Source organism: Kribbella sp. NPDC051620, assembly GCF_044453825.1.
Taxonomy (GTDB): domain Bacteria; phylum Actinomycetota; class Actinomycetes; order Propionibacteriales; family Kribbellaceae; genus Kribbella.
Genome location: NZ_JBITDB010000002.1, coordinates 717919 through 741874, shown reverse-complemented (window position 1 = coordinate 741874; position 23956 = coordinate 717919). Strand labels below are relative to the sequence as shown.

Sequence of the window (23956 nt, the reverse complement as noted above, 5' to 3'; positions counted from 1 at the left end):
AGCCGCCTCTCAAAGCTGTCTGCTCTGAGAGTGTAAATAGGGTGCAAGGTCGCCACTCCACCGCCGCGCCGCTGGACGCCTACCGGAGCGGGTTGTACCCCTTCTCGAAGCTCGTTTTCAGGCGTAGAACGCTCTTCACGTAGCGCTTCGTGTCCGGGTACATCCCGTTCCGCCGGACGCCGCCGAGGCCCTGGTAGTAGCCGGCCACCGCGATGTCGAGCCGCGCGGCCGAGGTCAAACGATTGAGCAGGACGACCCCGGCGGTGACGTTGTCCTGCGGTTTGAGCAGGTCGAGCCGGCGGCCGACGAAGCTCGAGGCGAACTTGCCGGTCGACGGGATCACCTGCATCGTGCCGATCGCATTGGCGGGGGAGACGACCCGCTGCTTCCAGCCGGACTCCTGCCAGGCGATCGCCAGCGCCAGCTCGGGATCCACGTGGTACCGCTTGGCGGTGTGGATGATCATCGTCCGCATCTGGGCCCGGGTCGGCAGCTTGCGCTTGCTCAAGGCGGCGCGGTTGGCGTCCGCGGCCGAGACGATGTGGTCGGCGTAAGTACGGCCCGCGAAGGTGTTGTTCTTCTTCGCGACCGGCTTCTTGCGAGCGACCGGCTTCGCGACGATCTTCACCGGGATCAGGATCTTCTTGCCGATGTAGATGTGGTCGGTGACCTTCAGCCCGTTCGCCGCCAGCAGGTTGGCCTGTGAGCAGCGGAACCGTTTGGCCAGCTTGCTGATCGTGTCGCCGGGCTTCACGACGTACGGGACCCGGCCGAGCTGGGACCGCTTCTTCACCGGGCTCTGCTTGGGCGCCTTGCCCGGCAGCTGGAGCACCTCGCCGGCGTAGATCGCGTTGCCGTTGCCGGGCAGGTTGTTCAGCGCGACCAGGGTCCGGACGTTGGTCCCGTACGCCGCCGCGATGTGGCTGAGCGTGTCACCGTGCTTCACCTTGTACTGGCCGAAGCCGGGCGAGCCGGCCGTGATCACCCCGGCCGCGAGCAGCGGGACCGCGAAACCAGTCGTTACCCGCAGGACTTTTCGCCACGTGTTGCCCATCTTCCATCTCCCCGTGTGAATGTCCCTTGACGGTAAGTGGTGGTACAGATGTGACAACAGGTGCGCATGGGTCATTTGTTACGGCTGTGATGAAAAGGTAACAATTTAAGGCTGAACTACACGATTGTGGTTCACAATCGAGTGTTTGCTACCGGCAACCGATGCCGGAGGCACCTAAAGTGAGGCCCGGCCATCCAAGGGTGACGAAGCCTGTGCGGAGTGGTAGCGGCGCGGGATCCGCCCGGCCAGCAAAGCGCCCCGGCCGGCCGTCACGGCGTCGCGCATCGCGGCAGCCATCAGCGCCGGTCGCTCGGCCCGGGTGACGGCGGTCGCGAGCAGTACGGCGTCGCAGCCCAGCTCCATCGCCAGCGTCGCGTCACTCGCCGTACCGATGCCCGCGTCGAGCACGATCGGCACCTTCGCCGCCTCGACGATCATGCTGATGTTGTGCGGGTTTCGGATCCCCAGCCCGGACCCGATCGGCGATCCAAGCGGCATCACCGCCACACACCCGACCTGCTCCAGCCGCCGAGCCAGGATCGGGTCGTCGTTGGTGTAGGCAAGCACCGAGAACCCGTCGGCAGCCAGCGTCTCAGCCGCATCCAGCAGCTCCACCGGGTCAGGCAGCAGCGTGTGGTCGTCCGCAACGACCTCGAGCTTGATCAGGTCGGTCTGCAAGGCCTCCCGCGCCAACCGTGCTGTAAGCACAGCCTCACCCGCAGTGAAGCACCCAGCAGTGTTCGGCAGTACTGCGATGTCGTGCTTGCGCAGCACATCGAGGACAGACCCCTGCTGGCTCGGGTCGAGCCGCCGCAGCGCCACGGTCGTCAGCTGAGTACCGGACGCGACCAGCGCCTCCTCCAGTACTTCGAGACTCGGCGCTCCGCCGGTACCCATGACCAGCCGCGACGTGAACTCGCGGCCCGCGATCACCAGGGTGTCGTCACTCATGCCTGCTCCTCAAAGTGCTGATCCTCAACCGCCCTGGACCGCGGTGAGGATCTCCACCCGGTCACCTTCGGCCAGTGTCGTCCCGGGCCACTCTGTCCGGGTCACCACGGCCTCGTTCACCGCCACCGCCACACCGACCGGGCTGCGAGCCCAGCGCTCGACCACATCGGCCACCGTGGTCCCAGCAGTGATCTGCTCAGTACTGCCGTTGACGAGCACGTTCATGTCGTCACCTTAACTTCGGTGAAGCGGCTGGCTTGGAACGGAGTCGCCAGCGAGGGAAGGACGCCGGTACGGACGGTATCGGCGATGACTTGGGCAGTGATCGGCGTGAGCAGTACTCCGTTGCGGTAGTGCCCAGTAGCCCACAGCAGCCCGTCGATGCCGGACGGTCCCAGGATCGGCGCGTTGTCGGGCGTAGCCGGCCGCAACCCGGCCACTGCCTCCACCAGCTCCAGCTCATCCACCAGGGGCAGGATCATCCGCGCATCCCGCAGTAGCGCGAACACTCCACCAGCGAGGACCCGGGTGTCGTAGCCGAGCTCCGACGTGGTCGCCCCGACCACCAGCTCGCCACCGGGCCGCGGTACCAGGTAGACGGCAAAGCCGCGTGCAGTGGCACGCACTGTGTGGCTGAGAGCAGGCCTGTACGCCGGGGGCACCCGTAGTCGCAGGATCTCGCCCTTGAGCGGCCGGACGGGGACCCGGAACTCCGCCGGGATGCCCTCCAACTGGGATGACCAGGGGCCGGTCGCTGCGATGACCTGGCCGGCATGGATAGCTGACCCGTCCTCCAGCTCGACGCCGACTGCTGTAGTACCGGTGATGAGGACTCGGTTGACGCGCTGGCGGACTAGCTCGACCCCTGACAGCTCGGCGGCGCGGAGCAGGGTGGAGACGGCTTGGCGGTTGTCCACGGAGTGGTCGCCGGGAACCCAGACTCCCGCGGTGACTCCGGCGGCGAGCAGCGGCTCGCGTTTGCGGGCCTCGCGGCCGGACAGCTCCTCGACCTCCAGGCCGAGCCGCCGCTGGTAGTCGGCCAGTCGGCGGATGGCGGCTGCGTCGTCGACGTCGTATGCGACGGAGAGCGTGCCGGTCCGATGGAGTCCGGCGGACTCGCCGGTGAGGGCTTCCAGCTCCGCGGCGAAGGTGGGCCAGGCGGCGACGCTGGCCAGGTTGAGGGCGAGCAGCTCATCCTCGCCGTACTCGACCTCGGTGACCGGGGCCAGCATGCCTGCGGCGACGGAAGAGGTCTGGCTGCCTGGTGTCGGGTCACATACCGTCACCTGGATACCGTCTACAGCAAGGCGCCAGGCAGTCGCGAGACCGATCAGGCCCGCGCCGATGATGACGACATCGCAGGTTCGCTCAGCCATGCGCTAACAGTACGACGGTATACACATGGCAGGCTGGGCCTGTGACTGAGCACACCGCAGACGCCGGACTACTGCGCGACCGGCTGGCCGACGCCCACCTGTACCTGTGCACTGACGCCCGGGAGAAGCAGGGAGACCTCGAACAGTTCCTGGACGCTGCCCTGGGCGGTGGCGTCGACATCGTGCAGCTGCGGCAAAAGGACCTGGAGGCCGCCGACGAGCTGGCGGCCCTGGAAGTGTTCGCAGACGCCTGCAAGCGCCACGGCAAGCTCCTGGCCGTCAACGACCGCGCCGACATCGCCTTCGCCGCAGGGGCCGACATCCTGCATCTCGGCCAGCGCGACCTGCCTGTCCGGGCAGCGCGGGCCATCACGGGGATGGAGCCGGTGATAGGCCGCTCCACTCACACCTTCAGCCAGGTGAACGCCGCAGTCGATGAGCACGGCTCGGACTACTTCTGCGTCGGCCCGACCTGGGCCACTCCGACCAAGCCCGGTCGTGCGGCCTCCGGGCTCGAACTGGTCTCGTACGCCGCCAGTCGCCAGCCGGTCAAGCCATGGTTCGCCATCGGCGGGATCGACCTCGACCGGCTGGATGAGGTGGTCGAGGCGGGGGCGACGCGGGTGGTCGTCGTACGGGCGATCACTGAAGCGGACGACCCGGCCGCGGCGGCGGGGGAGTTCAGCCGGCGGCTGCGTGGCGCCGGATGATGAACAACCCGAAGGCGGCGCGGATCATCGCCGCGGTGGTGATCGCGATGATGGTGATCACGCTTGCCGCCTCCCTGCTCGGCTGCAGCGCCTCCGGCTCGGACACTGCAACCAAAACCCAGACGACCAGGGCACAGACGACTCAGAGTAGGCCGACCCAGGATCCGGTCAGCGGGCTTCGGGTCGTGGCGGCGGCCGAGTTGCCGAAGGAGGCCCGGCAGACGCTTGCGCTGATCGACAAGGGCGGGCCGTACCCGTACAGCCGCGACGGCATCGTCTTCGGCAACCGCGAGAAGATCCTGCCGAAGCAGAGCAACGGCTACTACCACGAGTTCACCGTGAAGACCCCGGGCGAGAACGACCGCGGCGCACGCCGGATCATCACCGCTCAGAGCGGCGAGCGTTACTACACTGACGACCACTACAAGTCGTTCCGCCGGATCCAGGAGGACGGATGACCGACCTGCCCGCGCTGTTGAGCAAGGGCCTGCGTCCGGGCGTCTACCGCTGGCACTCCAAGCTCACTGCCGACCAGGTACGCCGTACTGCCACCGACGCGGGTTGGAGCCTCGTGCTGCTCGACACAACGGCAGTGCACGACAAGGCAGGCTTCCTCGACGTCTGTGCGACCGCGTTCGACCTACCGCGCTGGTTCGGGCGCAACTGGGACGCACTGGCCGACTCACTGAGCGACAGGTCGACAGGGGAGCCGGAGGTCGTGCTCTGGGACGGCTGGCGCGAGCTGCTCGACCATGACCACGACACGGTCGACGTGGCGCTCCAGATCTTTGCCGAGGACGCCAACGAGTCGGGTCAACTCCGGGTGCTGCTCCGTGAGGCGGACGACGTACCAGACCTGGTTACCGAAGTACCGGTCCTCTAGGTAAGCCGAACCGAGCCGGTACGCCGGCGCTGAAGGCCATATGGTCTGGCGGGCGACTGCTGAGCTCGCCTAGCCCCACAGAGGCAAGCAGACCCCTGTCCTCAAGCCGGTGCAGCTCTGCTCGGTGCAGGACCCAGGGTGGGTGCTCATTGGGCATGTACCACGTACGGCCCGCCCTGCTCAGGTGCAGACCCCAGCGGGCGGTCAGGAAGTGCTCCAGCGGGCCAAGCTCCAGTTGCTCGCCTACCTGCGTCTCGATCGTGCTGCTGGCGTCGATATGCGGCCACCGGAGAGTCGAGCTGTAGGTATGGCGGCCGCCCGCTGTGTGGTGCTGCATGCGCGCCCAGCGGTAAGGGATGCCCAGGGTGCTGCGCGACCCGACCACCAGCGGAAGCCAGTTGGTGTCGAGGCTCAGGAACACGACGCCTCGCCGGCCGGTGGCGTCTACGGAGTACAGGCGAACGTTGGTCTCCAGGAACGACCTGAACATGACCATGCGGAAGGGCACCAGGCCGACGTACGTCCGTCCCTCGAACGTGTCGGGCCTGGTGCCCGCCGGGAAGTACTGGGCGACCCTGGCCGGCTCTACTGCCCAGTGGATGAAGGACAGGTCCAGCCACTCCTGCCGGAGCACCCGCGGCCGGACGAGCTCAGGTGCCAGAGGCCAGGTCATGCAGGCAATCTAGTGCCGCTTGGTCCGGTACGAACCGCAGCTCCCGCCCGCGGTTCGCCTCGCGCACCCAGTCCCGGAACGGCGCACTGGCCGCTTCATGCGCGGACACGTCGCCGAGCACGACCAGGCCCATCCGGTAGTTGACGAACTTCTGCACGACCGTCCCCGCCAGTCCACTGCTCAACTGGAAGAACTCCGCGGGCAGCAGCTCGACCGGTACGACCAGCCACTCGGCCTGATGCCAGTAGTGCGCGTCCGCGATCGCGTCGACCGCGTCCTGTTCGTTGGCGATGGCTTTGGTCGCGCGATAGGCCCGCAAAGTACCGTATCCTTCCCTCGAATATGATTTATAGGGAATTCTAAGGTATGTGATAGGGATCTACTGTGTTGTTTTCGGTCGAGCAGGTGGCGGAGCAGTTGGGGCTGCACGTGCGGACGGTGCGGAACTACGTCCGGGACGGCAAGCTGAACGCGGTCCGGATCGGGAAGCAGTACCGGATCAGCAGCGCGGATCTCGAGGCGTTCACCGGGATCGCGGCCGTCGACGACGGTGGCGCGATCCAGCGGCGGGTCGAGGTGTCGAGCATCGTGCAGGTCGACGCGATCGACCGGGCCGGCGCCGACCGGATCAGCACGCATCTGCACGCGGCGGTCAACCAGGGCGGGCTCGGCCGCCTGCGAGTCGAGACGGCGTACGACGCAGACCGGTCCAGCCTCAAACTGATCATCCTCGGTGATCCCGAGGTGACCGCAGATCTTCTACGTGTGGTGGCGTTGCTCGCGAAGGCCTGACGCTCAGAGGTGGCGGGCGGTGGCGGCGATGGCCAGGTCGGCGAGCGCCTTGCGAGAAGTCTCGTCGTCGATCGGAGAGCGGTCGAGTGCGTCGAGGGCGTCCTCGGTGCGCTCGGTGATCAGGTCCTCGCACGCCTGGACCGCGCGGCTGTCCTGAAGGATCTCGCGCAGCAACTGGATCTCGTCGTCGTCCAGATCCGGCCGCCCGAAGAGCCGGTCGAACTCGGCCAGCTGCACCTCCGAAGCATGCTCGACCGCGTACGCCGTCAGCACAGTCCGCTTGCCCTCCCGCAGATCGTCGCCGGCCGGCTTCCCGGTCAGCGCCGGATCCCCGAAGACACCCAGCAGGTCATCGCGCAACTGGAAGGCCTCACCCAACGGCAGCCCGTACGCCGACAGCGCATCGATCAGCTCTTGTCCGCCCCCACCGAGGGCCGCGCCGATGTGCAGCGGCCGCTCGACCGTGTAGGTGGCGGCCTTGTACCGCAGTACGCGGAGGGCGCGGTCCATGTCCGCCTCACCCGACGCCTGGGCGACCAGGTCGAGGTACTGCCCGGCCGTGACCTCCACCCGGACCGCGTCGAAGAACTTGGAGGCAGCCGCCAGCGCTGCCGCGTCGAAGCCTGACGTGTGCAGCATCTCGTCGGCCCAGATCAGGCAGAGGTCGCCGAGCAGGATGGCCGCGCCGACCCCGAAGCCGACCGGGTCGCCGCCGTTGCCGGTCTTCTCCGACCTGGCTCGCTGCAGCGCCTCGAAGCGCCGATGGGCGGCCGGTGCGCCCCGGCGTACGTCGGAGGAATCCATCACGTCGTCGTGCACGAGCGCGCTGACGTGCAGCATCTCCAGGCTGGCGGCCGCCTTCAGGATCGGCTGCTTGGGATCGCCGCCCGCTGCCCGGAATCCCCAGTAGCAGAACGACGGTCGCAGCCGTTTGCCGCCGCTGGTCGCGTCGCGGGCGGCGAGGACCTGCTCCTCGAGCTCCGGTCCGATCGCGGCGAGCCGCACCTGCTGGATGTCCAGGAAGGCGGTCAGAGCGTGCTGGATCTCGGTCGGGATGTCTGCGTCGGCATACACGTCTCGGAGAGTAGTCGGTCCGCGCGCCGAGCCCCACGCCCCGGGTAGCCTTGACCTCATGGCAACCGGTCTCCCGTCCACTCTTCCGGGCAGTACGCCGACGATCCGCGAGCTGTTGTCGGGCGGCCAGCCATCCTTCTCCTTCGAGTTCTTCCCGCCCAAGACGCCCGAGGCGGAGGAGGTGCTGTGGCGCTCGATCCGCGAGATCGAGCAACTGCGGCCGACCTTCGTCTCGATCACGTACGGCGCCGGCGGGACCACTCGTGACGGCACGATCCGGGTCACCGAGCGGGTCGCCCAGGACACCTCACTCACCCCACTCGGGCACCTGACCTGCGTCTCGCACTCGCGCGACGAGCTGCGCTCGGTCGTCGGCGCGTACGCGGGCGCCGGCGTCCGCAACGTCCTCGCTCTGCGCGGCGATCCGCCGGGCGGCCCGTCGCAGCCGTGGGTCGCGCATCCCGAGGGGCTGAACCACGCGATCGAGCTGGTCGAGCTGGTTCGCGAGCTCGGCGACTTCTGCGTCGGCGTGGCGGCCTTCCCGGACAAGCACCCGGAGGCGGCGGACCTCGAGACCGATGCCCGTGTTCTGGCGGCGAAGGCAGCGGCCGGAGCCGACTATGCGATCACCCAGATGTTCTTCGGCGCGGACGACTACTTCCGGCTGGTCGAGCGGGCCTCGGCGCTGGGCTGCGACATCCCGATCCTGCCGGGCATCATGCCGGTGACGAACATCAAGCAGATCGAGCGGATGGCGTTGCTGACCGGGATGGCGCTGCCGTCGGTGGTGACGGATCGGCTGCATGCGGTCGCCGACGACCCGACCGCGGTCCGGGCCGTCGGTATCGACATCGCGACCGAGCTGTCCGACGCGCTGCTCGCCGGTGGCGCGCCAGGCATCCACTTCATCACCCTGAACCGCTCGACGGCGACCCGTCAGGTGTTCCGCAACCTGCAGCCGGCAGCACTTGTACCTTCCCCGCCGCACCGCCCCAGCCGGGTCTGAGCCCTATCCTGATCCGATGGCTGACCCGTCGGATCTTCTGATCGACCGCACCCTGGTACTGCTCCGGCACGCGAAGGCGGTGCCGCCGGAGTCGATGCCCGACCTCGAGCGGCCCCTCGCCGACCGCGGCCGGGCCGACGCCGCCGCGGCCGGCCGCTACTTGGTTGCCCAAGGCATCGAGGCTGAGCTGGTCCTGTGCTCGCCGTCGATCCGTACCAGGGAGACCTGGCAGTACGCCGCCGAGGCCGGCGCGGTGGCAACCGACGTCTGGTACGACCGCCGGATCTACAGCGCCGGCACGGACGAATTGCTGCAGGTGATCTACGACGTCCCGGCCGAGGTCCGGACTGTGATCGTCGTCGGCCACGCCCCGGGCATCCCGTGGCTCGCGGACGAGCTGGCGCTGGACGGCACCAGCCCGAACCGCGTCGAGCTCACCCAGAAGTACCCGACCTCAGGCCTGGCAGTCCTGCACACCACCAGCCGCTGGGCGGACCTGGGCGCGGATGACGCAGACCTGGTCGACTACGTCATCCCACGCGGTTAGGCAGCCGGTCTGGAGGCCGGGCAGTTGCCGTTGTTCGGCAGCTTGCCGGTCAGCCAGTACTTCGCCGCCGGTACGTCGGTGCACGGGTTGTCGCTGAACAGGTACGACGCATGGTTGCCACCGGCATCGACGAGCAGCCGCGAGCCGGGTAGTACAAGTTGCATCCGCTGCGCGCCGACCAGCGGTGTCGGGCCGTCGTACCGGCCCTGGAGCAGCAGGATCGGCGGGACCTTGCTGGAGCCGATCCGCCCGGCCTTCGCGGGACCGACCGGCCAGAAGGCGCAGGGGGCGCTGTACCAGGTGTTCAGCCACGCATAGTGCGGCGCCAGGCGATCCGAGCGCACGGTGTCGCGGTGCCAGCGGGACCAGGTGCGCGGCCAGCCCTTGTCGTTGCAGTTGTAGGCGAGCTGCGCCGGGTCGACTCCCAGAGCCAGCTGGTCGGCCGCAGTGAGCAGTCCTTCCGGGTTGCCCTTGAGGTAGTCAGTGACGGCTTCCAGCAGCGTGGGCCAGGAGTCCTCCGTGTACATGCTCGAGGCGAGCATGTCGTCGAGCTCAGGCGCGCCGACCCGGCCACCTACGTGCTTGGCGGCCAACCTGGCCCGGAGCCGCTCCCACGCGGCAGCGACGGCACGCCCGGTCTTGCCCAAGTGGTATGTCTTGTCGTTGGCAGCCACCCAGGCGAACATCTGCTGGGTGCGCTTCTCGAGTGCGACGTTCTGCTCGAAGCCTGACTGGTAGGTGCTGACCAGTGGGTCCACCACGCTGTCCAGGATGAACCGGCCCGCGTGCTGCGGGAACATCGTCGCGTAAGTCGCCCCGAGCTTCGTACCGTACGAATAGCCGAGGTAGTCGATCTTCTGCTTGCCGAGCGCGATCCGGATCCGGTCCATGTCCCGTGCAGCGTTCTCGGTGGTGATGTATGGCAGCAGCCACTTGGACTTGGCCCCGCACTGGGCAGCGACCTTCGTGGCCAAGGCGACCCGCTGCTGCTCCTGCTTGGCGTTGGCGGGCTTGTAGGGCAGGGCCGGGTGAGGGCTCAGTTTGGTGAGGTCACCACAGTCCACCGGAGTGCTGGCGCCGACACCACGCGGATCGAAGCTGAACACGGAGTACTGCTCGGCTACTGCCTGGGGGAGTGCGGCGGAGACCAGCTTCTCGGTGCCGATCCCCGATGCGCCCGGGCCGCCCGGGTTGACCAGCATGAGGTGTGGTGAGCTCAATGAGCCGTTGGTCGACAGCGTGAGGGTGATCTGCCGACCAGTGGGCTTGCTGTAGTCCAGTGGCACCAGCAGCTTGGCGCAGTACACGCCACGGGGTGCGCCCGCCGAGTCCGGGCACGCACCCCACTTCAGCTTCGGGGCCGCCGCGCTGGCCGTGACCAGGGGCGCGCTGAGTAGCGCGGTCGCGACGGCAAGCGCTGCACCGCGCGTCAGGTGGTTTGTCAAAGCCCTACTTCCTTCTCAGGAGGCGCGGGCGGGCAACCAGTGGGTAGTGCTGTTGATGGTAATCATCCGTTGGGTCGCCCGGGTCAGAACGACATACAGAGCCCGTACGCCGCCCAGCGTGTCGCTGACGATCCGGTCCGGCTCGACCACCACGACCGCGTCGTACTCGAGGCCCTTGGAGTCCAGCGGGCTGAGCGCGACCACACGGGAGTCGCCCAGCTCGGCGAGCACCGAGTCGATGGCGGGTCGAAGTACCGGCGGGACGATGACGCCGACCGTGCCCTCGACGAGTGCGAGCAGCTCGCCTGCTGCGTCGGCAGCCGCTTGGGCGACCTTGCCCGCGTCGAAGATCCGGTGCTCGGGGTCAACGCCGGTCTGCCGTACTGCGTTCGGCAGGTCGGCGTCCGGGATCTGCTGCCGGATCACCTCGCCGGCGAACGCGTAGATCTCCGCCGAGTTCCGGTAGTTGGTCGAGAGCCGGAACGTGTGCCGCTGTAGGTGCGACAGCATCGAGTCCATCGCCGCACGCGCCTCGGCCGGGTCGGGCCAGGAGCTCTGCGCCGGGTCGCCCACGATCGTCCAGCTCGCCTGCGGGCCGCGACGCGTCACCATGCGCCACTGCATGGGGGAGAGGTCCTGTGCCTCGTCCACCAGCACGTGCGCGTACTCATCCGGCTCTTCAGCCTCTGCTGCCGCTATTGCCCGAGCACGGCGCTCAGAGGTCGTCAGTACTTCGTTGACGCCGTCCGAGAGCCCTTCGAGCCAGTCGAACTCCTCATCCTTGCCGGCCTCGACCACTGGCGGCCGGCCAAGCAGGTTGCTCAGCTCATCCAGCAGTGCGACGTCTGCGATGGTGAATTCGTTGGTACTCCGAATCGCCGCCGACAGCTGGTCGATCTCCACTGTGGAGAAGTCTCCCCGCGACCAGCGCTGTGCCCGCCGAGAGTCGCCGAGCCAGCGCAGCACAGTGCCAGGGGTGAGAATCGGCCACCAAGCCGCGAAGAACTGCTTGTATGCGGGCAGGTCGGTGACGAGGTCGCCGAACGACTCGCGGTCGGCGTAGACGCCGGTGCGCAGGTCGTCGGGGAACCGCTGCCACAGTGCGGCCACCAGAGCCTTGCGGGCCTCCGAGGCGGCCTTGTTGCGCGGTGTGCGGCGCAGGGCGTTGCGGCGGACGTTGTCGAGCTGGTTGGCGTCCAGCTCGACGGTCGCGCCGTTGATGAACACCCGCAGAGTGGTGGGCGCGTCTGGCACCCGGTCGCGGGCTGCCCGGGACAGCAGGCCAGTCATCCGCAGGGAGCCCTTGATGGCTGCCACGTCCGCTTCGTCGACAGCGGTTGCCCGCACGCCGTCTACGAGCTCGCCGACGGCCCTGAGCGAGACGGTGTTCTCGCCGAGGCTGGGGAGGACCCGCTCGATGTAGGCCATGAAGGCGGCGGACGGGCCGACCACCAGGACGCCGCCGCGCTCGAACCGCCGGCGGTCGGAGTACAGGAGGTAGGCGGCGCGGTGGAGCGCCACGACCGTCTTGCCGGTGCCAGGGCCGCCGCCGATGACGGTGACGCCGCGGGCAGGGGCCCGGATCGCCTCGTCCTGCTCGGCCTGGATGGTGGCGACGATGTCACGCATCGTGTGGCCACGGGCACGCGACAGGGACGCCATCAGGGCGCCCTCGCCCAGCACGGGCAGGTCGGCGGGGGAGCGCCCGGGTGCCAGCAGGTCGTCCTCGAGACCGGCGATGCGGGGGCCCTTGTTGCGCAGTACGCGGCGGCGGACGACCTTCAGCCGGTCGGTCGCGGTGGCGCGGTAGAACGGCTCGGCGGCCGGGGCACGCCAGTCGATGACCAGTGGCTCGTACTCCGCGTCGCGGACGCCGATGCGGCCCACGTACAGGCTCTCGAGCTCCGCTGCGGCCGTGACCGGCTCAGTGTCGTCGCCCTGGTCGGAGTCGAGCCGGCCGAACACCAGGCCCTCGTGCTCCGCGTCCAGCTCGGCGATCCGTCGGGCAGCGGCGAACACCAGCACGTCGCGCTCGTAGAGGCCGGTCTGCTCCTCGTCGCGGACCCGGCCGACGTTCTGGGCCTGACCGCGCTGGTGCCCTTCGACCGCGATCCGGGACGCCGACCGGGCCGCTTCGGCGACCCGCTCGTAGACCCGGTCGACGTGCTGCTGCTCGGCCTCGAGCTCAGCTCGCTCGACGTTCTCGAGATCGGTCGACGTGGGGGATTGATCCACCGGGGTCCTCTCTACTGCCGGGACACCTCCCCGACACGGCACACATGAACGGTCAATCTTAATGCGCCGCGATCAAGCCTTGCCGACGGCGTCCGCGACGATCGCCGCACCGAGCGTGGTAGCGGGCACTCCGACGCCTGGATGGGCGCCCGCGCCGACGCAGTACAGGCCCTTGATCGGGGAGGTGTTGGCTGCCCGACGGCGGGCGGTTTTGTAGCCCTCCCAAGCCACTCCGGCCCACCAGGAGGGGGAGGTCTGCCGCGAGACGACCTTGTCCCGGATGTGGAGCCCCCTGGCGACCAGGAGGTCCAGTACGTCGTCAGTGGGGTAGCCGTGGACCAGCACTGACCAGGCCTTATGCCCTGCCGGCGCCTGGCCGCCGGTGCGGACCACTACCGTCGGCTTGCCGTGAAGGACGGTCTCGAAGGGTAGGGACGGCACTGGGTCCTTGAGACCCAGGTGGATGACATACGCGGCCTGGGCCTGGTGGGTGGAGAGCACCCTGCGGCGTACCTTCTTGGCCTGCGGGTCGTCGACCAGTTGGCCGTAGAGGTCGCGGGGGTCGATGTCGCTGACCACTACCTCGGCAGGGAGCGTCTTGCCGTCCGCCAGTCGGACACCGGTCACCTGGCCGTGGTCAGTGTCGACTCCGACGACCTCTGCGTTGGTGTGGATGTCGATCTTGCGTTCGCTCGCCCGCTGCGCGAGGGCATCGGCCAGTACGCCGAACCCGCCGTCGATCGTCCAGCGGCCGAAGGTGCGCTCCAGGTAGGACCACACCCCGACATACCCGGGCGTGAGCTTCGGGTCGGAGCCGTGCTGGATCGCGTAGTAGCGCAGTACTGCGCGGGCGCGCTCGTCGTCGAGGCTGCGCTGGGCAGTGCGCTCCAGCGACTGCCACGGCTTGAGGCTGCGGATCGCCGCCAGCGGCAGCTTGTCCATCAGCGGCGGCTCCAACGAGGACTTGCGCAGGATCTGCCAAGTCTCGCCGTACCTGTCGACCAGGTCCGTCCACTGCTTCGCCGTCTTGTCGTCAGCGAGGTGCGCCCAGGCATCCGACTGCAGCGCTCGGTCCCCGACCGGCAGGTCGAGTACTGAGCCGTCGCTGAACAGGTGGCGACGCGGCTCGGTGATGGGCTCCAGTTGGGCCAGGCTGTCGATCGGGCGGCCACTTTTGCGGAACAGGTCGCGCAGGGCGGCCGGGAGCGTAGTACTGGCTGCTCCTGCGTCCCAGCTGAAGCCGTCGGCCTCTACCCGGCCCAAGGCGCCGCCCAAGCGGTCGTCCTTCTCGCAGACGGTGACCTGGTGGCCGAGCTTGGCCAGCCGTACGGCGGTGGCGAGACCGGCTAGGCCGGCCCCGATGACGATCACGCGGGCCATCAGACTGCACTGCTCCCAGTTGCTGGATTGCTGTTTCTCTCCCGCCAGGCGCGGAACCTGGCGAGTCCCCGGCGGATCGCGCGGAACGCGAAGTACACCGAGATCAGCCCGATCAGCAGCAGGACGGCGGCGATGATCAGGGCGGCGGTGGGGTGGAACGCGGCGAGCGAGACGACGCCCGCGACCGCGACGTCTTCACCTGACGAGGCGGCGATGTTGGTGACCGGCTCAGGGGAGGTGTTGATCGCCAGCCGCAGGCTCGACTTCACCGCGTGGGACAGCAGCGCGACGACGCCGCCGGTGGTCGCGATGAAGGCCTGGTGCAGGCTGCTCGCCTGGCCGGCCAGCAGGGCGGCGATGATGGCGCCGACGGTCGGCCGGATCAGGGTGGAGATCGCGTCCCAGGCCGAGTCGATGTACGGGATCTTGTCGGCGACGAACTCGAAGGCGAACAGGGCCCCGGCCGCGATCAGCACGCCGGGGGTGGTGAGCGCGTGCGGCACGTCGTCGACACCGGCGAACCGGCCGAGCAGGCCGAGGATCAGCACACAGGCGTAGGCGTTGATCCCGCTCGCCCAGCCGGTCGTGAACGCCAACGGCAACGCTTCCATGGCCCCTCGCTTGTCGTCAGAATTGAACGCTCTGACCTCAAAAATGGTTAACCGTTGACATTCGGTCCCGCGCGACCCAGAGTGAACGGGTTGCCGGTCTGAGTGACCGTAGTCCCATCAGGGTCAGGGAGAACAGAACATGCGTCGTCGTCCGAAGATTCTCGCCGCACTGGCAGTAGTAGCGCTGCCCATCAGCATGACCGGCGTGTCGTCTGGCGGTCCACCCGCGGCGACCGCCGCCACCCCGGGTCCCGCGTCCGCTTCGTCCGCTTCGGTGGCTGAGGCGTTCCGGTCCGCGTCGGCCAAGTACGGCGTACCGGAGTCCGTGCTGATGGCTGTGTCGTACGCCGAGACCCGGTGGGACGACCACCAGGGCAAAGCGAGTACGTCCGGCGGGTACGGGCCCATGCACCTGACTGCCGTGGCGCCGACTGAGCTGATGGAGCGGTCTACCGGCGAGCAGTTGGCCAAGGGGGAGTCGCTGCGGACGTTGTACACGGCATCGAACCTGACCGGGCTCGATCCCGTTGCACTGCGCAATGACACCGCTGCCAACATCGCCGGTGGTGCAGCGCTGCTCGCCTCGTACCAGCGCTCGCTGAACCTGCCTGTGGGCGCATCGACCTCCGCCGCCTCTTGGTATGGGGCTGTGAGCACCTATGCCGGCGCATCGGACCGCACTAGCGCCGCAGGCTTCGCCGACGACGTCTACGCGATCCTGGCCCGCGGTGCAGCCCGTACTACGAACACCGGCCAGCAACTCGTCATGCCGGCGCTCAAGGTGACGCCGGACAAGGCGCAGTTGGCCAAGACCGCTCTTCCGCTGGCCAAGGCTGCTGCTGGTGCCGGTGAGACCCAGTGCCCCAAGCAGTTGGCTTGCGAGTCGCTGCCGGCGCCCTACTCGCAGTACGGGCCGGGTGCTGGTGACTACGGCAACCACGACCTGGCGAACCGGCCCAAGACGGGCAAGATCGACTACATCATCATCCACGACACCGAGGGCGGCTGGCAGGGCACGCTGAACCTGGTCCAGGACCCGACGTACGTGTCGTGGCAGTACACGATGCGCTCGTCCGACGGGCACGTCTGGCAGCACGTGAACGCCAACGACGTCGCCTGGCACGCGGGCAACTGGTACGTGAACATGCACAGCATCGGGATCGAGCACGAGGGCTTCGCCGCCCAGGGCGCGACCTGGTACACCGAGGCGCTCTACCGCAACTCGGCCAAGCTGGTGAAGTACCTGGCCAAGCAGAACGACATCCCGCTCGACCGGGCGCACATCATCGGCCACGACCAGGTGCCTGGCACGGTGCCGTCGACAGTGGCGGGCATGCACTGGGATCCGGGACCGTACTGGGACTGGGAGCATTACTTCGACCTGCTGGGCGCGCCGATCTACGGCCACAGCGTCTTCCCGGTGAAGGCCGGCACCACTGTCACCATCAAGCCGGGCTTCGCCTCCAACCAGCAGGTCGTGACCGACTGCACGACGGCCGGTCAGCCCTGCACGCCGCAGGGAACCAACTTCGTGTACCTGCGTCAGGCGCCGGACGACGCGGCTCCGCTGGTCAAGGACCTCGGGAACCGGCCGAATGGTGCCGACAGCACCACGCAGGTGTCGGATATCGGTGGGCGAGCGGCCGCTGGTTCGCAGTACGTGGTGGCTGAGCGCTCGGGCGACTGGGTGGCCATCTGGTACCTGGGTGCGAAGGCCTGGTTCAAGAGTCCTGTTGGTGCTCCTGATGCCTTCGCCAAGCCGGGGCTCGTGGTGAAGCCGAAGGAGGGCAAAGCGTCCGTGCCGGTCTATGGGCGGGCCTACCCGGAGCAGGCCGCCTACCCGGCCGGTATCCCTTACCAGGCCGTCACCCCGCTGCAGTACTCGATCAGCGAGGGGCAGGCCTACCCGGTGGGCGATGCGAACATCGAGACGGACTACTACCGCGCTACGACGTTCGCTGGGCAGCCGCCGACGGATCACGTGCAGGTGCTCGGCAAGGACCGCTATTACCAGATCTGGTTCGGCCACCGGATGGCATACGTCCGTGCGGCTGATGTGGACCTCAAGCTAGCCTACTGACCATGCCTTATGACGAAGCCGTCCAGCGCTTGCTGGACGGCTTCGTCGCGTCTCTGCCGTCGGTGGTGCCGTTGCGTGCTCTGTGGCTGCACGGGTCACTTGCCTTGGGCGACTACCAGGTCGGGCGGAGCGACCTGGATCTGATCGCTGTCCTCGACGGTCCCATTGAGGATGCTGACGGTCTGCAGGCGTTTCATCGCTCCATTGAGGCGGCGCATCCGTTGGCAAGCGGGCTGCACTGCAGCTATCTGCGCGTCGATCAGTTGGCGGACGCGTCGCTGCTGCATCCGACCTGGGCCCATCGGGAGTACTTCGAGCGGCCGGTGACGGCAGTGACCCGGCGCGAGTTGTTGCTGGGCAACCTGAGCATCTACGGCCCGGCGCCATCTTCGTTGCTCCCGGCAACCACCGATGCCGAGCTCGCGGCGTTCATCCGGCAGGACCTGGAGACATTCTGGTATCCGGCCGCTCGCGCGTGGAAGCGGTGGTGGGCCGACGTGTGGGTCGACGGCGGAATCGTCACGGTCGCCCGGGCCGGCGTCACGCTCGCCGACGGCCGGCTCATCACCAAGCGCGAGGCGCTCGAACTCCTGCCGTCGCTCGGCGCCCCAACGGCGCTCGTCGCAGACATCCACGCCCGCCGCTACGGGGCCGCCCAGGGTGAGCCCTTGCGCGGCCTCCCCGCCGTTGCGTCGCGGCGCAACCCGGTGGCGCGGGTCCGGCGCGGGTTGCGTGCGCGGCGCTTCGTCCGCTCGACCATCGACGGGCTGCTGTCCTCGCCTAGTTGACCGTGATCGGTGTGCCGTTGGTGAGCTTGAGCAGTTCGGCGTACGAGGTCGGGAAGACCGAGTGGGGGATGCCGGCGGCGGCCCAGACCTCGGCGTACTGGTCGAGGGTGGTGTCGACCAGTGTGCGGACCTGCTGCGGGTGCCCGACCGGTGCGACCCCGCCGATCGACTGACCGGTGTGCTCCTTGACGAACTCCGGCGTCGCGCGGCGGAGCTTGCCGATGCCGAGCTCGGCGGCGACCTTCGCGGTGTCCACCCGGTGCGCGCCGGAGGTCAGGATCAGTACGGGCGCGCCGTCGCCGTCGAAGATGAGGCTGTTCGCGATCGCGCCGACCTCGCAGCCAAGCTCCGCGGCCGCGGCGGCCGCGGTCGGTACGGCGTCGTCCAGGATCTTGATCTGACCGGTGGCGCCGGCCGCCGCCAGGGCGTCGGCTACCCGCTGGACATTGGGATGAGTGCTCACGTGCGAAACCCTACTTCTCGTAGATGCTGATCAATTTGCGGTACGCCTTGGGATTGCTCAGTACGTCGGTGTTGTCGGCGAACTGGTCGATCGCGCCAACCAGTCCGAGCTCCCGCACCTTCTGGTCCTTCACCGCCTTGAGGCTCGCCGCGACGAAGCGTCCGGCGCCCAGCACGATCGCCGGCCGCTCGTGGAACTGGTGCGGTTCGATGTCGACCGGTTCGGTCAGCCTCAGCGCGTTGAACCGGATCGCTGCCTTCCGGTACGCCGAGGTCAGCGCTCGCTCGCGCTCGGGGAAGGTGCCAGCTCTGAGCGCTTCCTCGAGATCGCGATCCAGGCCGTCGGGGTGACCGATGCGGCTGAACGCGGTGCCGAGCCACTTGGTGTACGGCGCGTAGGTGCGCTCCATCAGCAGCGCGAGCCGCATCAGGTCGCGGGCGAGCCGGGCGGCGACGATGCGCGAGCCGAGCTCGTCCCCGACCTCTGAGGTGCGCTGGACGAAGGTCTCCTCCTGGGCGATCCGGGACCACTGGCAGGCGATCATCCAGCGCCAGAGGTCATCCGGGTACCACCGGAGCTCGTCCCGTACCACCTGCAGCCGGCCGTCATCGGCGTACACCTGGCCTGCGACCACCCCGAGCAGCTTCTGCTGTGGGGTCACCAGCCAGTCCTGCAGACTCAGGTGACGGCCGTTGAGCACACCGAGGTGCTCCTTGAGCCAGGCGTCGACGGTGGTGACCGTGATGTGGTGGATCGGCTCCTGGGTGTCCCAGCCGAAGCGGACGGGGTGCCCGCGGTACTGGTCCGGCAGGCCGTTCTCGACTGCTGTGGTGGCGTGGTCCACCTGGTAGGCGTCGACGAAGACGTGCAGGCGCGGGCCCCAGCCGTGGTCCATCGAGCGCTCGGTGTCGTAGCCGAGGACGTCCGAGCCCCAGCCCAGCAGGCCTGCCGCGTAAGGGATTCCGGCGAGCAACGGGCGGATGACCTCGTCGTGGAAGCCCTGGCTCAGGCTCCGCGCGGAGATGAACGCGCTGCCGGTGGTCATGGCCTGACAGTAGTTCGGGGTGGTGGACGGTTACATCCGGTTTTTCATGAAATTCCGGCGGCTCTAGGTCAGCGCCGCGGCGCCGAACGAGACGTTGAAGCGGTTGCACCAGATCGAGACGCTGGTCAGGGCGGTCAGGTCGGCATCCTTGGGGATCTCGTAGTTCTGGTTGCCCTGATTGCCTTTCAGTTGACCGAGGCTGAGGTGGGCGCCGTCGTCGAACACGTGCCAGCCGGGTCGGCCCTCGCGCACCTTGGCGTCGCTGAGCCAGACCTCCAGGTCGGGGCCGTCGGAGGTGTCGAGGGCTTCCAGGCGTAGTACGCGGGAACCGTTGGGCAGTTCGAGGATGGCGACGGTACCGGTCGTCTTGTGCTCGTGGCTGATGAAGGTGCCGGTGGCGAGTGTGGTTGGCGGGGTGGGTGCCGTCGTGGTTGCCCGGGTGGGTGCCGGCGTCTGAGACGGGGGCGCGGCCGGGGTCGGCCGGCGGCCGCCGGAAATTGTCGGTGGCGCCGTCGAGGATGTGGTCATGGAGATCGGATCGGCGCCCGGAAGCGCTTCGTCGACCACCTTGCCGGTGAAGAGCCGCCAAGGCTGGAAGAGCGGCAGCGCGACGGCCGCGACCACGGCGGCGACCGCCATGGTGGCTGCGGCGAGGGTACGGCGGCGGGTGCTCCGCATCGGTCGGCTCCAGTCCGTCGCCCGGCGGGTCCGGGTGCTGGATCCAGTCTGGCGGCGGGAGCCCGCGCCGCGGCTCGCCCACCGCTTACGTCCCGTTGACGATTGCCGACGGGCAGGGTTACGCTTTCAGTGTTCGAACAGATGTTCGATTGCCGCAGAACCGGTTTCGTCGGGAGAGCGGGCAGCGGTGATCGGGACAGCTGAAGGACTCCGGTGCGGAGTTGCGGCCGCATCGGTAACCGGTGGTCCCGGTGGGCCGGGCGCCGAGGTGGACCTCGACCCCCACCTGGCGCCCACCCACCGGGCCGCTGACCAGGGGAAGAAGTTCGCGCACAGGAGGCGATGCGGTATGTGGGAGTTCGATGAGTCCGTCGAGGTGCGTTCAGACGTCGTGGACGGGATCGAGACTCCACAGCAATTCCTGTGGCGCGGACGGTTGTGGCGGGTCTGCGCGGTCGAAGCCCACTGGGTGGAGACGGCGGCCTGGTGGGAGCGAGGCGTGATCGGCGCCGGCGTGGGCGCCGCGACGGCGGCCGCCGTCGCGGGATCGTCCGCCGCCGTCGGTGTGCTGGACGCGGATTGGGGGCCGCAACGGGCGGTCTACCGGGTGGAGGCGGGGTGCGGCCGGCACGGCCGGCGGGAGATGTTCGATCTCGCGCACGACCCGGACTCCGGACGTTGGCAACTCGAGAGGGTGACGGACCGATGACAGTTTCACCGGTTTCGCCGGCTGCGGCCGGCTCGGCCGGCCGCGATCTCGCCCGGGCGCGTACGGCGCTCGCCGAGGCCCGCGAGGCCGACGACCACCTGATCCGCTACTCGAGCGCCCACGTGGCAGCCCTTCGGGTAGCCGCCGCGGTGCTCGCCGTCCGCGCCCGCCCGGTCCGCTCCGGCGCCCGCCGCCGGATCCAGCGCAACGCCTGGGTGCTGCTCTCCGAGGTGGCCCCCGAGTTCGGCGAGTGGGCCTCTTTCTTCGCCGCCGGCGCCGCCCAACGCGCCGCCGCCGAAGCCGGCCTCGAGCGAGCCGTCACCACCCGCGAGGCCGACGACCTGGTCCGCGCCGCCGAAACCTTCTACGACCTGGTCGAGTCCAGCCTCAACCTCACCACGCAGCCCGTCCTCCCCAGAGCCTCCGACCCCCAATCAGTCCTAGCCCAACCCTGGATGCAGGCAAGCTAACCGCCTCCCCACCCCACCCAGCGCCCGCGGGCCCCCGTCCCGCGGGCGCTCCCCTTTGCCCGCAGCTCCCCACCACCCCATCCGGCCCCCATCCCACCAACCGCACCGATACCACGCCCCAACCGGGTCTACCCCCACGCACCCGCCGCGCTCACTCCTCCGTCGTTCCCGCTCTGGGTGCTCCCGCCCGCCCTATTGGGCGCTCCTGCGTCGCGCGGTGCGACCACGATGGTGGCCGATGGACTGGGCGGGTTGCGTCTGGTGGGGTGTTTCCGGCGCAGCCCGCCGCGCTCACGCCTGCGTCGTCCCGTCCTGGGTGCTCCCGCCCGCCCTGTTGGGCGCTCCTGCGTCGGGCGGTGTGACCACGGTGGTGGCGGGCCGATTGGGCGGGTTGCGTCTGGTGGCGTGGTTCCGGCGCACCCGCGGTGCTCACGCCTGGGTCGTTCCCGTCTTGGGTGCTCCGCCCGCACCGTTCGGTGCTCTTGCGTCGCGCGGTGCGGCGATTGCGGTGATCGCCGGTCGCTCGACAGCAGGTGGTTCCTATTGCTCGCCTGGACGACCTGCGTGGGACTGTTCGTCTGCCGGTGCTGGTCGAGCACTGTGCTGATCCCGGGTTGCTAGATGCCGAGTGGCTTCAAGTAGTCGCCTGGCTGGGTGCTCCCGCCAAGCCGGCGTACAACTGCTCGTCCGTCGGGGGTGGCCGACGCCGGCGCCCGCGCCGGCTCGTGCGGCAGGCGGTTCGCCGGGGGTGGTGGTGGGACGTTAGATCGGAAGGTCTAAGGGGACTCGCAGGTCGGGGCCTGCGTCGTTCAGTAGTACTGAGGCTTCGGTGGCGTGGGCGCGGTACAGGCGTAGGGGGTTGGGTGGCTGGAGGTGTTCGGGGGTGAAGATGGTCAGTTCGGGGAGGCGGCTGCGGTAGATCTCGGTGCAGGGGGGCAGGTCTGCGTCGGGGACCTGTTCGGCGTGGGCTGTCAGGTAGACGGCTTCGGCGTGGAAGACGGGTACTTGTGAGTCGAAGATGACGATGGCGACCTCGGGGCGGGCGGTGAGGTTCTGGGAGTGGCGGCTGTCTGGGCGGGAGACCCAGTAGAAGTCGAGGCCGCCGTCGGGGGTGAAGTACACCGGAGATGCCCACGGCCGGCCGGCCTGGTCGGCGGTGGAGAGGGTCAGATAGTTGTTAGCGTGGATGATTCGACGGGCTGTCTCTTGTGGGGTCATGACGCCGTCCCGGTGTCGTAGTCGTTGTCGGCTATCTGGATGTCCGTACTGCCGGTGAAGACGAACAGTGGTGCGGTGTACGGCGGCCGTCCAGGTCCGCCGATGGGGCGGATCGTGTTGGCCGTGAAGTGGAAGTCGGCCACGCTCTTGGCGTTGACGAGGGTGATGTCGCCGACATCGAAGGTGTTCTTGGTGACCGTGATGCCGCGGTGCACCGGCCTGGCGGGGTCGACGTCGCGGTTGGTCGGCTCGATGAAGATGACCGGATCGGCAGGCCTGGTGAACGAGTTGCCGCGGATGGTGACGTCCGTGACCGGCCCCGACTCGTACCACTGGTACGCGTCCGAGGAGATGTAGATGCTGGCCATCGACATCGCCTCGAAGCGGTTGCCGGTGATCAGTACCGGCTTGCGGGTGGTGACGAGTACGCCGCGGGTCGGCACGTTGCGGAAGATGTTGCCGGAGACAACGACCGTCGGCGTCCAGGTGATGTTCTCCGCGACCGTGCCGCCGAGTTCGATCGCGTCGGGGAGCGGACGGTCGAAGGTGACCGTCATCGTGGTCAGCGGTTTGATGTGGTCCAGCCCGTTCGGCCCGTCGACAGCGGTGACCACGGCCCGGCCGGCGAGCGGGTACATCGTGAGCTTGTCGACGAACTCCACCTCGTCGCCTGGGTAGAACTGCGGAAAGCCGGCCGTCTGCGGGTGTTCGTACGAGAGGACGAGCGCGTCCGGCGCCGGCTTGGCGACGACCTCCAGGTACGTGCCGTGGATGTTGATCGGGTCGTCGTGCGGGCCGTCGAAGACGCAGTCGGTGATCGTGACGTCGCCCTTGATGCCGGACAGTTGGACGAAGTCGGCGAACGAGGCGGTGGTACGACCGGACGCTGGGTCCGCCGCGAAGTTCACCCGATCGATGGTGATGTCCTCGCTGAACTGGCCCACGATGCCGAACGTCTGCAGATAGTGCGCGTTGATCGACCGCAAGGTGACGTTCGACGACTCCCAGATGAATGCGCCCGGCTCCTCGCGTTCGATCAGCCGCATCTGGTAGACGAGCCCGAGGTCGCGTGGCGGCGCGGCCGTCGCGTAGTCGACGCGGATCCGGCGATCGCCGAGGTCGAGCATCGCGGCAACATCGGTGAAGAGCGGGTTGTCGGCCCGCCAGGTCCGCTGCGCCGACGGGTCGTGGATCTGCGTGTACTCCAGGCCATCCACGCCCGACCAGTACGGCGTACCGCTGACCGGACTGGTCTCGCCGAGCCAGGTGAGGTGAGTGCCGTTTACCTCATAGGGGCTGCCGATGGGGACCGACAAGATCCGGTAGGCCCGTCCGTCGGTGACCCCGGCGTCGGCGACCGTGACGTCGACGACCTTCGGGGCGGCGTAGTCGAAGGAGAAGTTCGTGAAGGTCACATCGGTCGAGCGGATCGCAGCGAAGGCCGTCTGCAGCCCGTGGTAGACGAGCTTCGCGCCACGGCCGTCCACGATGACGTCGTGCATGTCCTCGACGAGCAGCCCGATCTTCTTGTCCCGGTACCGCTGGTCGGCGCCGGCGGTGTTGGAGACGTACAGCTCACGGGTCTCCGCCTGCTCGGGGTACAGCTGGAAGATGCCTTCGGAGAACACGATCCGTACCGGCCGTCCGAGGCTCTTGGCATGCCGCAACGCTGCCACGACCGCCGGCGCGGAATCGGCCCGCCCGGTCGGGTCGGCGCCGAAGGCAACCACATCGACAAGGTCCGGTACTGACGCCATGGCCACCATGA

General features: G+C 68.5%; 26 protein-coding genes. 10 read left to right on the top strand and 16 right to left on the bottom strand.

Annotated elements, in window-relative coordinates; all coding sequences use genetic code 11:
• Positions 1-79 precede the first annotated feature (79 nt).
• The 4 genes from ACIA12_RS10675 to thiO all read right to left on the bottom strand — a co-directional run bounded on the left by ACIA12_RS10675 (position 80) and on the right by thiO (position 3381).
• Positions 80-1054 (bottom strand): LysM peptidoglycan-binding domain-containing protein, encoded by a 975-nt coding sequence (locus tag ACIA12_RS10675; RefSeq protein WP_396366679.1) that lies wholly within the window; start codon positions 1052-1054, stop codon positions 80-82.
• 174 nt (positions 1055-1228) lie between these two features.
• Positions 1229-2005, bottom strand: a complete 777-nt coding sequence (locus ACIA12_RS10670) for a thiazole synthase (RefSeq protein ID WP_343968566.1) — start codon at positions 2003-2005, stop codon at positions 1229-1231.
• Positions 2006-2029: 24 nt separating this feature from the next.
• A complete protein-coding gene (gene thiS, locus ACIA12_RS10665; RefSeq protein WP_396366677.1) occupies positions 2030-2230 on the bottom strand; it encodes a sulfur carrier protein ThiS in 201 nt (66 codons plus the stop codon).
• A complete protein-coding gene (gene thiO, locus ACIA12_RS10660; protein ID WP_396366676.1) occupies positions 2227-3381 on the bottom strand; it encodes a glycine oxidase ThiO in 1155 nt (384 codons plus the stop codon). Before thiO ends, thiS begins: the two co-directional genes overlap by 4 nt.
• A gap of 41 nt (positions 3382-3422) precedes the next feature.
• Here thiO and thiE point away from each other — a divergent pair, with 41 nt between their 5' ends.
• The 3 genes from thiE to ACIA12_RS10645 are packed head-to-tail and all read left to right on the top strand — an operon-like array spanning position 3423 to position 4974.
• Positions 3423-4091 carry a thiamine phosphate synthase gene (thiE, locus tag ACIA12_RS10655; protein ID WP_396366675.1) on the top strand — a complete coding sequence of 223 codons (669 nt, stop codon included), beginning with the start codon at positions 3423-3425 and terminating at the stop codon, positions 4089-4091.
• Entirely contained in the window at positions 4091-4549 is a 459-nt protein-coding gene (locus tag ACIA12_RS10650; protein WP_396366674.1) for a ribonuclease domain-containing protein, read from the top strand. The genes thiE and ACIA12_RS10650 overlap by 1 nt, the downstream gene beginning before the upstream one ends.
• On the top strand, positions 4546-4974 hold the full coding sequence (locus tag ACIA12_RS10645; RefSeq protein WP_396366673.1) for a barstar family protein: 429 nt from the start codon (positions 4546-4548) through the stop codon (positions 4972-4974). The genes ACIA12_RS10650 and ACIA12_RS10645 overlap by 4 nt, the downstream gene beginning before the upstream one ends.
• On the opposite strand, the gene ACIA12_RS10640 is transcribed toward ACIA12_RS10645, so the two are convergent.
• Together ACIA12_RS10640 and ACIA12_RS10635 are read right to left on the bottom strand one after the other, a co-directional pair.
• Entirely contained in the window at positions 4952-5647 is a 696-nt protein-coding gene (locus tag ACIA12_RS10640) for a YqjF family protein (RefSeq protein WP_396366672.1), read from the bottom strand. The two genes, ACIA12_RS10645 and ACIA12_RS10640, sit on opposite strands and share 23 nt — an antisense overlap.
• Positions 5625-5966, bottom strand: a complete 342-nt coding sequence (locus ACIA12_RS10635) for a DUF4180 domain-containing protein (protein WP_396366671.1) — start codon at positions 5964-5966, stop codon at positions 5625-5627. Before ACIA12_RS10635 ends, ACIA12_RS10640 begins: the two co-directional genes overlap by 23 nt.
• Before the next feature lie 65 nt (positions 5967-6031).
• On the opposite strand from ACIA12_RS10635, the gene ACIA12_RS10630 reads away from it, so the two are divergent.
• Positions 6032-6439, top strand: a complete 408-nt coding sequence (locus tag ACIA12_RS10630) for a helix-turn-helix domain-containing protein (protein WP_396366670.1) — start codon at positions 6032-6034, stop codon at positions 6437-6439.
• A gap of 3 nt (positions 6440-6442) precedes the next feature.
• On the opposite strand, the gene ACIA12_RS10625 is transcribed toward ACIA12_RS10630, so the two are convergent.
• Complete coding sequence (locus tag ACIA12_RS10625) at positions 6443-7513, bottom strand: polyprenyl synthetase family protein (RefSeq protein ID WP_396366669.1); 1071 nt, start codon at positions 7511-7513, stop codon at positions 6443-6445.
• A gap of 58 nt (positions 7514-7571) precedes the next feature.
• On the opposite strand from ACIA12_RS10625, the gene metF reads away from it, so the two are divergent.
• Entirely contained in the window at positions 7572-8519 is a 948-nt protein-coding gene (gene metF / locus ACIA12_RS10620; protein ID WP_396366668.1) for a methylenetetrahydrofolate reductase [NAD(P)H], read from the top strand.
• 16 nt (positions 8520-8535) lie between these two features.
• On the top strand, positions 8536-9066 hold the full coding sequence (locus ACIA12_RS10615) for a SixA phosphatase family protein (protein ID WP_396366667.1): 531 nt from the start codon (positions 8536-8538) through the stop codon (positions 9064-9066).
• Here the strand turns inward: ACIA12_RS10615 and ACIA12_RS10610 are convergent.
• The 4 genes from ACIA12_RS10610 to ACIA12_RS10595 all read right to left on the bottom strand — a co-directional run bounded on the left by ACIA12_RS10610 (position 9063) and on the right by ACIA12_RS10595 (position 14737).
• Complete coding sequence (locus ACIA12_RS10610; RefSeq protein ID WP_396366666.1) at positions 9063-10511, bottom strand: alpha/beta fold hydrolase; 1449 nt, start codon at positions 10509-10511, stop codon at positions 9063-9065. The genes ACIA12_RS10615 and ACIA12_RS10610 overlap by 4 nt on opposite strands.
• 15 nt (positions 10512-10526) lie before the next feature.
• Complete coding sequence (locus tag ACIA12_RS10605) at positions 10527-12746, bottom strand: HelD family protein (protein WP_396366665.1); 2220 nt, start codon at positions 12744-12746, stop codon at positions 10527-10529.
• Positions 12747-12818: 72 nt separating this feature from the next.
• Positions 12819-14126, bottom strand: coding sequence for a phytoene desaturase family protein (locus tag ACIA12_RS10600; protein ID WP_396366664.1), 1308 nt, complete (start codon positions 14124-14126; stop codon positions 12819-12821).
• On the bottom strand, positions 14126-14737 hold the full coding sequence (locus tag ACIA12_RS10595; protein WP_396366663.1) for a DUF4126 domain-containing protein: 612 nt from the start codon (positions 14735-14737) through the stop codon (positions 14126-14128). Before ACIA12_RS10595 ends, ACIA12_RS10600 begins: the two co-directional genes overlap by 1 nt.
• A gap of 139 nt (positions 14738-14876) precedes the next feature.
• On the opposite strand from ACIA12_RS10595, the gene ACIA12_RS10590 reads away from it, so the two are divergent.
• Entirely contained in the window at positions 14877-16817 is a 1941-nt protein-coding gene (locus tag ACIA12_RS10590) for an N-acetylmuramoyl-L-alanine amidase (protein WP_396366662.1), read from the top strand.
• Positions 16818-16819: 2 nt separating this feature from the next.
• On the top strand, positions 16820-17605 hold the full coding sequence (locus ACIA12_RS10585) for a hypothetical protein (RefSeq protein ID WP_396366661.1): 786 nt from the start codon (positions 16820-16822) through the stop codon (positions 17603-17605).
• Here ACIA12_RS10585 and ACIA12_RS10580 read toward each other — a convergent pair.
• The 3 genes from ACIA12_RS10580 to ACIA12_RS10570 all read right to left on the bottom strand — a co-directional run bounded on the left by ACIA12_RS10580 (position 17598) and on the right by ACIA12_RS10570 (position 19791).
• Positions 17598-18068, bottom strand: a complete 471-nt coding sequence (locus tag ACIA12_RS10580; protein ID WP_396366660.1) for a YbaK/EbsC family protein — start codon at positions 18066-18068, stop codon at positions 17598-17600. The genes ACIA12_RS10585 and ACIA12_RS10580 overlap by 8 nt on opposite strands.
• A gap of 10 nt (positions 18069-18078) precedes the next feature.
• Positions 18079-19113: a DUF4037 domain-containing protein gene (locus tag ACIA12_RS10575; protein ID WP_396366659.1), complete on the bottom strand. Its 1035-nt coding sequence runs from the start codon at positions 19111-19113 to the stop codon at positions 18079-18081.
• A 63-nt stretch (positions 19114-19176) separates the two neighbouring features.
• Positions 19177-19791 carry a DM13 domain-containing protein gene (locus ACIA12_RS10570; RefSeq protein ID WP_396366658.1) on the bottom strand — a complete coding sequence of 205 codons (615 nt, stop codon included), beginning with the start codon at positions 19789-19791 and terminating at the stop codon, positions 19177-19179.
• Positions 19792-20140: 349 nt separating this feature from the next.
• On the opposite strand from ACIA12_RS10570, the gene ACIA12_RS10565 reads away from it, so the two are divergent.
• Together ACIA12_RS10565 and ACIA12_RS10560 are read left to right on the top strand one after the other, a co-directional pair.
• Entirely contained in the window at positions 20141-20500 is a 360-nt protein-coding gene (locus tag ACIA12_RS10565) for a DUF6504 family protein (RefSeq protein ID WP_396366657.1), read from the top strand.
• Positions 20497-20970 carry an SAV_6107 family HEPN domain-containing protein gene (locus ACIA12_RS10560; RefSeq protein ID WP_396366656.1) on the top strand — a complete coding sequence of 158 codons (474 nt, stop codon included), beginning with the start codon at positions 20497-20499 and terminating at the stop codon, positions 20968-20970. Before ACIA12_RS10565 ends, ACIA12_RS10560 begins: the two co-directional genes overlap by 4 nt.
• 762 nt (positions 20971-21732) lie before the next feature.
• On the opposite strand, the gene ACIA12_RS10555 is transcribed toward ACIA12_RS10560, so the two are convergent.
• Together ACIA12_RS10555 and ACIA12_RS10550 are read right to left on the bottom strand one after the other, a co-directional pair.
• Complete coding sequence (locus tag ACIA12_RS10555) at positions 21733-22188, bottom strand: pyridoxamine 5'-phosphate oxidase family protein (RefSeq protein WP_396366655.1); 456 nt, start codon at positions 22186-22188, stop codon at positions 21733-21735.
• A complete protein-coding gene (locus ACIA12_RS10550; protein WP_396366654.1) occupies positions 22185-23945 on the bottom strand; it encodes a right-handed parallel beta-helix repeat-containing protein in 1761 nt (586 codons plus the stop codon). The genes ACIA12_RS10555 and ACIA12_RS10550 overlap by 4 nt, the downstream gene beginning before the upstream one ends.
• Between the last annotated feature and the right edge of the window lie 11 nt (positions 23946-23956).

What these genes read in the sequence shown, in the direction of transcription:
- ACIA12_RS10675 (WP_396366679.1), bottom strand. Translation starts at nt 1,054, where the DNA reads ATGGGCAACACGTGGCGAAAAGTCCTGCGGGTAACGACTGGTTTCGCG.
- ACIA12_RS10670 (WP_343968566.1), bottom strand. Translation starts at nt 2,005, where the DNA reads ATGAGTGACGACACCCTGGTGATCGCGGGCCGCGAGTTCACGTCGCGG.
- thiS (WP_396366677.1), bottom strand. Translation starts at nt 2,230, where the DNA reads ATGAACGTGCTCGTCAACGGCAGTACTGAGCAGATCACTGCTGGGACC.
- thiO (WP_396366676.1), bottom strand. Translation starts at nt 3,381, where the DNA reads ATGGCTGAGCGAACCTGCGATGTCGTCATCATCGGCGCGGGCCTGATC.
- ACIA12_RS10650 (WP_396366674.1), top strand. Translation starts at nt 4,091, where the DNA reads ATGAACAACCCGAAGGCGGCGCGGATCATCGCCGCGGTGGTGATCGCG.
- ACIA12_RS10645 (WP_396366673.1), top strand. Translation starts at nt 4,546, where the DNA reads ATGACCGACCTGCCCGCGCTGTTGAGCAAGGGCCTGCGTCCGGGCGTC.
- ACIA12_RS10640 (WP_396366672.1), bottom strand. Translation starts at nt 5,647, where the DNA reads ATGACCTGGCCTCTGGCACCTGAGCTCGTCCGGCCGCGGGTGCTCCGG.
- metF (WP_396366668.1), top strand. Translation starts at nt 7,572, where the DNA reads ATGGCAACCGGTCTCCCGTCCACTCTTCCGGGCAGTACGCCGACGATC.
- ACIA12_RS10615 (WP_396366667.1), top strand. Translation starts at nt 8,536, where the DNA reads ATGGCTGACCCGTCGGATCTTCTGATCGACCGCACCCTGGTACTGCTC.
- ACIA12_RS10600 (WP_396366664.1), bottom strand. Translation starts at nt 14,126, where the DNA reads ATGGCCCGCGTGATCGTCATCGGGGCCGGCCTAGCCGGTCTCGCCACC.
- ACIA12_RS10595 (WP_396366663.1), bottom strand. Translation starts at nt 14,737, where the DNA reads ATGGAAGCGTTGCCGTTGGCGTTCACGACCGGCTGGGCGAGCGGGATC.
- ACIA12_RS10590 (WP_396366662.1), top strand. Translation starts at nt 14,877, where the DNA reads ATGCGTCGTCGTCCGAAGATTCTCGCCGCACTGGCAGTAGTAGCGCTG.
- ACIA12_RS10585 (WP_396366661.1), top strand. Translation starts at nt 16,820, where the DNA reads ATGCCTTATGACGAAGCCGTCCAGCGCTTGCTGGACGGCTTCGTCGCG.
- ACIA12_RS10575 (WP_396366659.1), bottom strand. Translation starts at nt 19,113, where the DNA reads ATGACCACCGGCAGCGCGTTCATCTCCGCGCGGAGCCTGAGCCAGGGC.
- ACIA12_RS10570 (WP_396366658.1), bottom strand. Translation starts at nt 19,791, where the DNA reads ATGCGGAGCACCCGCCGCCGTACCCTCGCCGCAGCCACCATGGCGGTC.
- ACIA12_RS10565 (WP_396366657.1), top strand. Translation starts at nt 20,141, where the DNA reads ATGTGGGAGTTCGATGAGTCCGTCGAGGTGCGTTCAGACGTCGTGGAC.
- ACIA12_RS10560 (WP_396366656.1), top strand. Translation starts at nt 20,497, where the DNA reads ATGACAGTTTCACCGGTTTCGCCGGCTGCGGCCGGCTCGGCCGGCCGC.
- ACIA12_RS10555 (WP_396366655.1), bottom strand. Translation starts at nt 22,188, where the DNA reads ATGACCCCACAAGAGACAGCCCGTCGAATCATCCACGCTAACAACTAT.
- ACIA12_RS10550 (WP_396366654.1), bottom strand. Translation starts at nt 23,945, where the DNA reads ATGGCGTCAGTACCGGACCTTGTCGATGTGGTTGCCTTCGGCGCCGAC.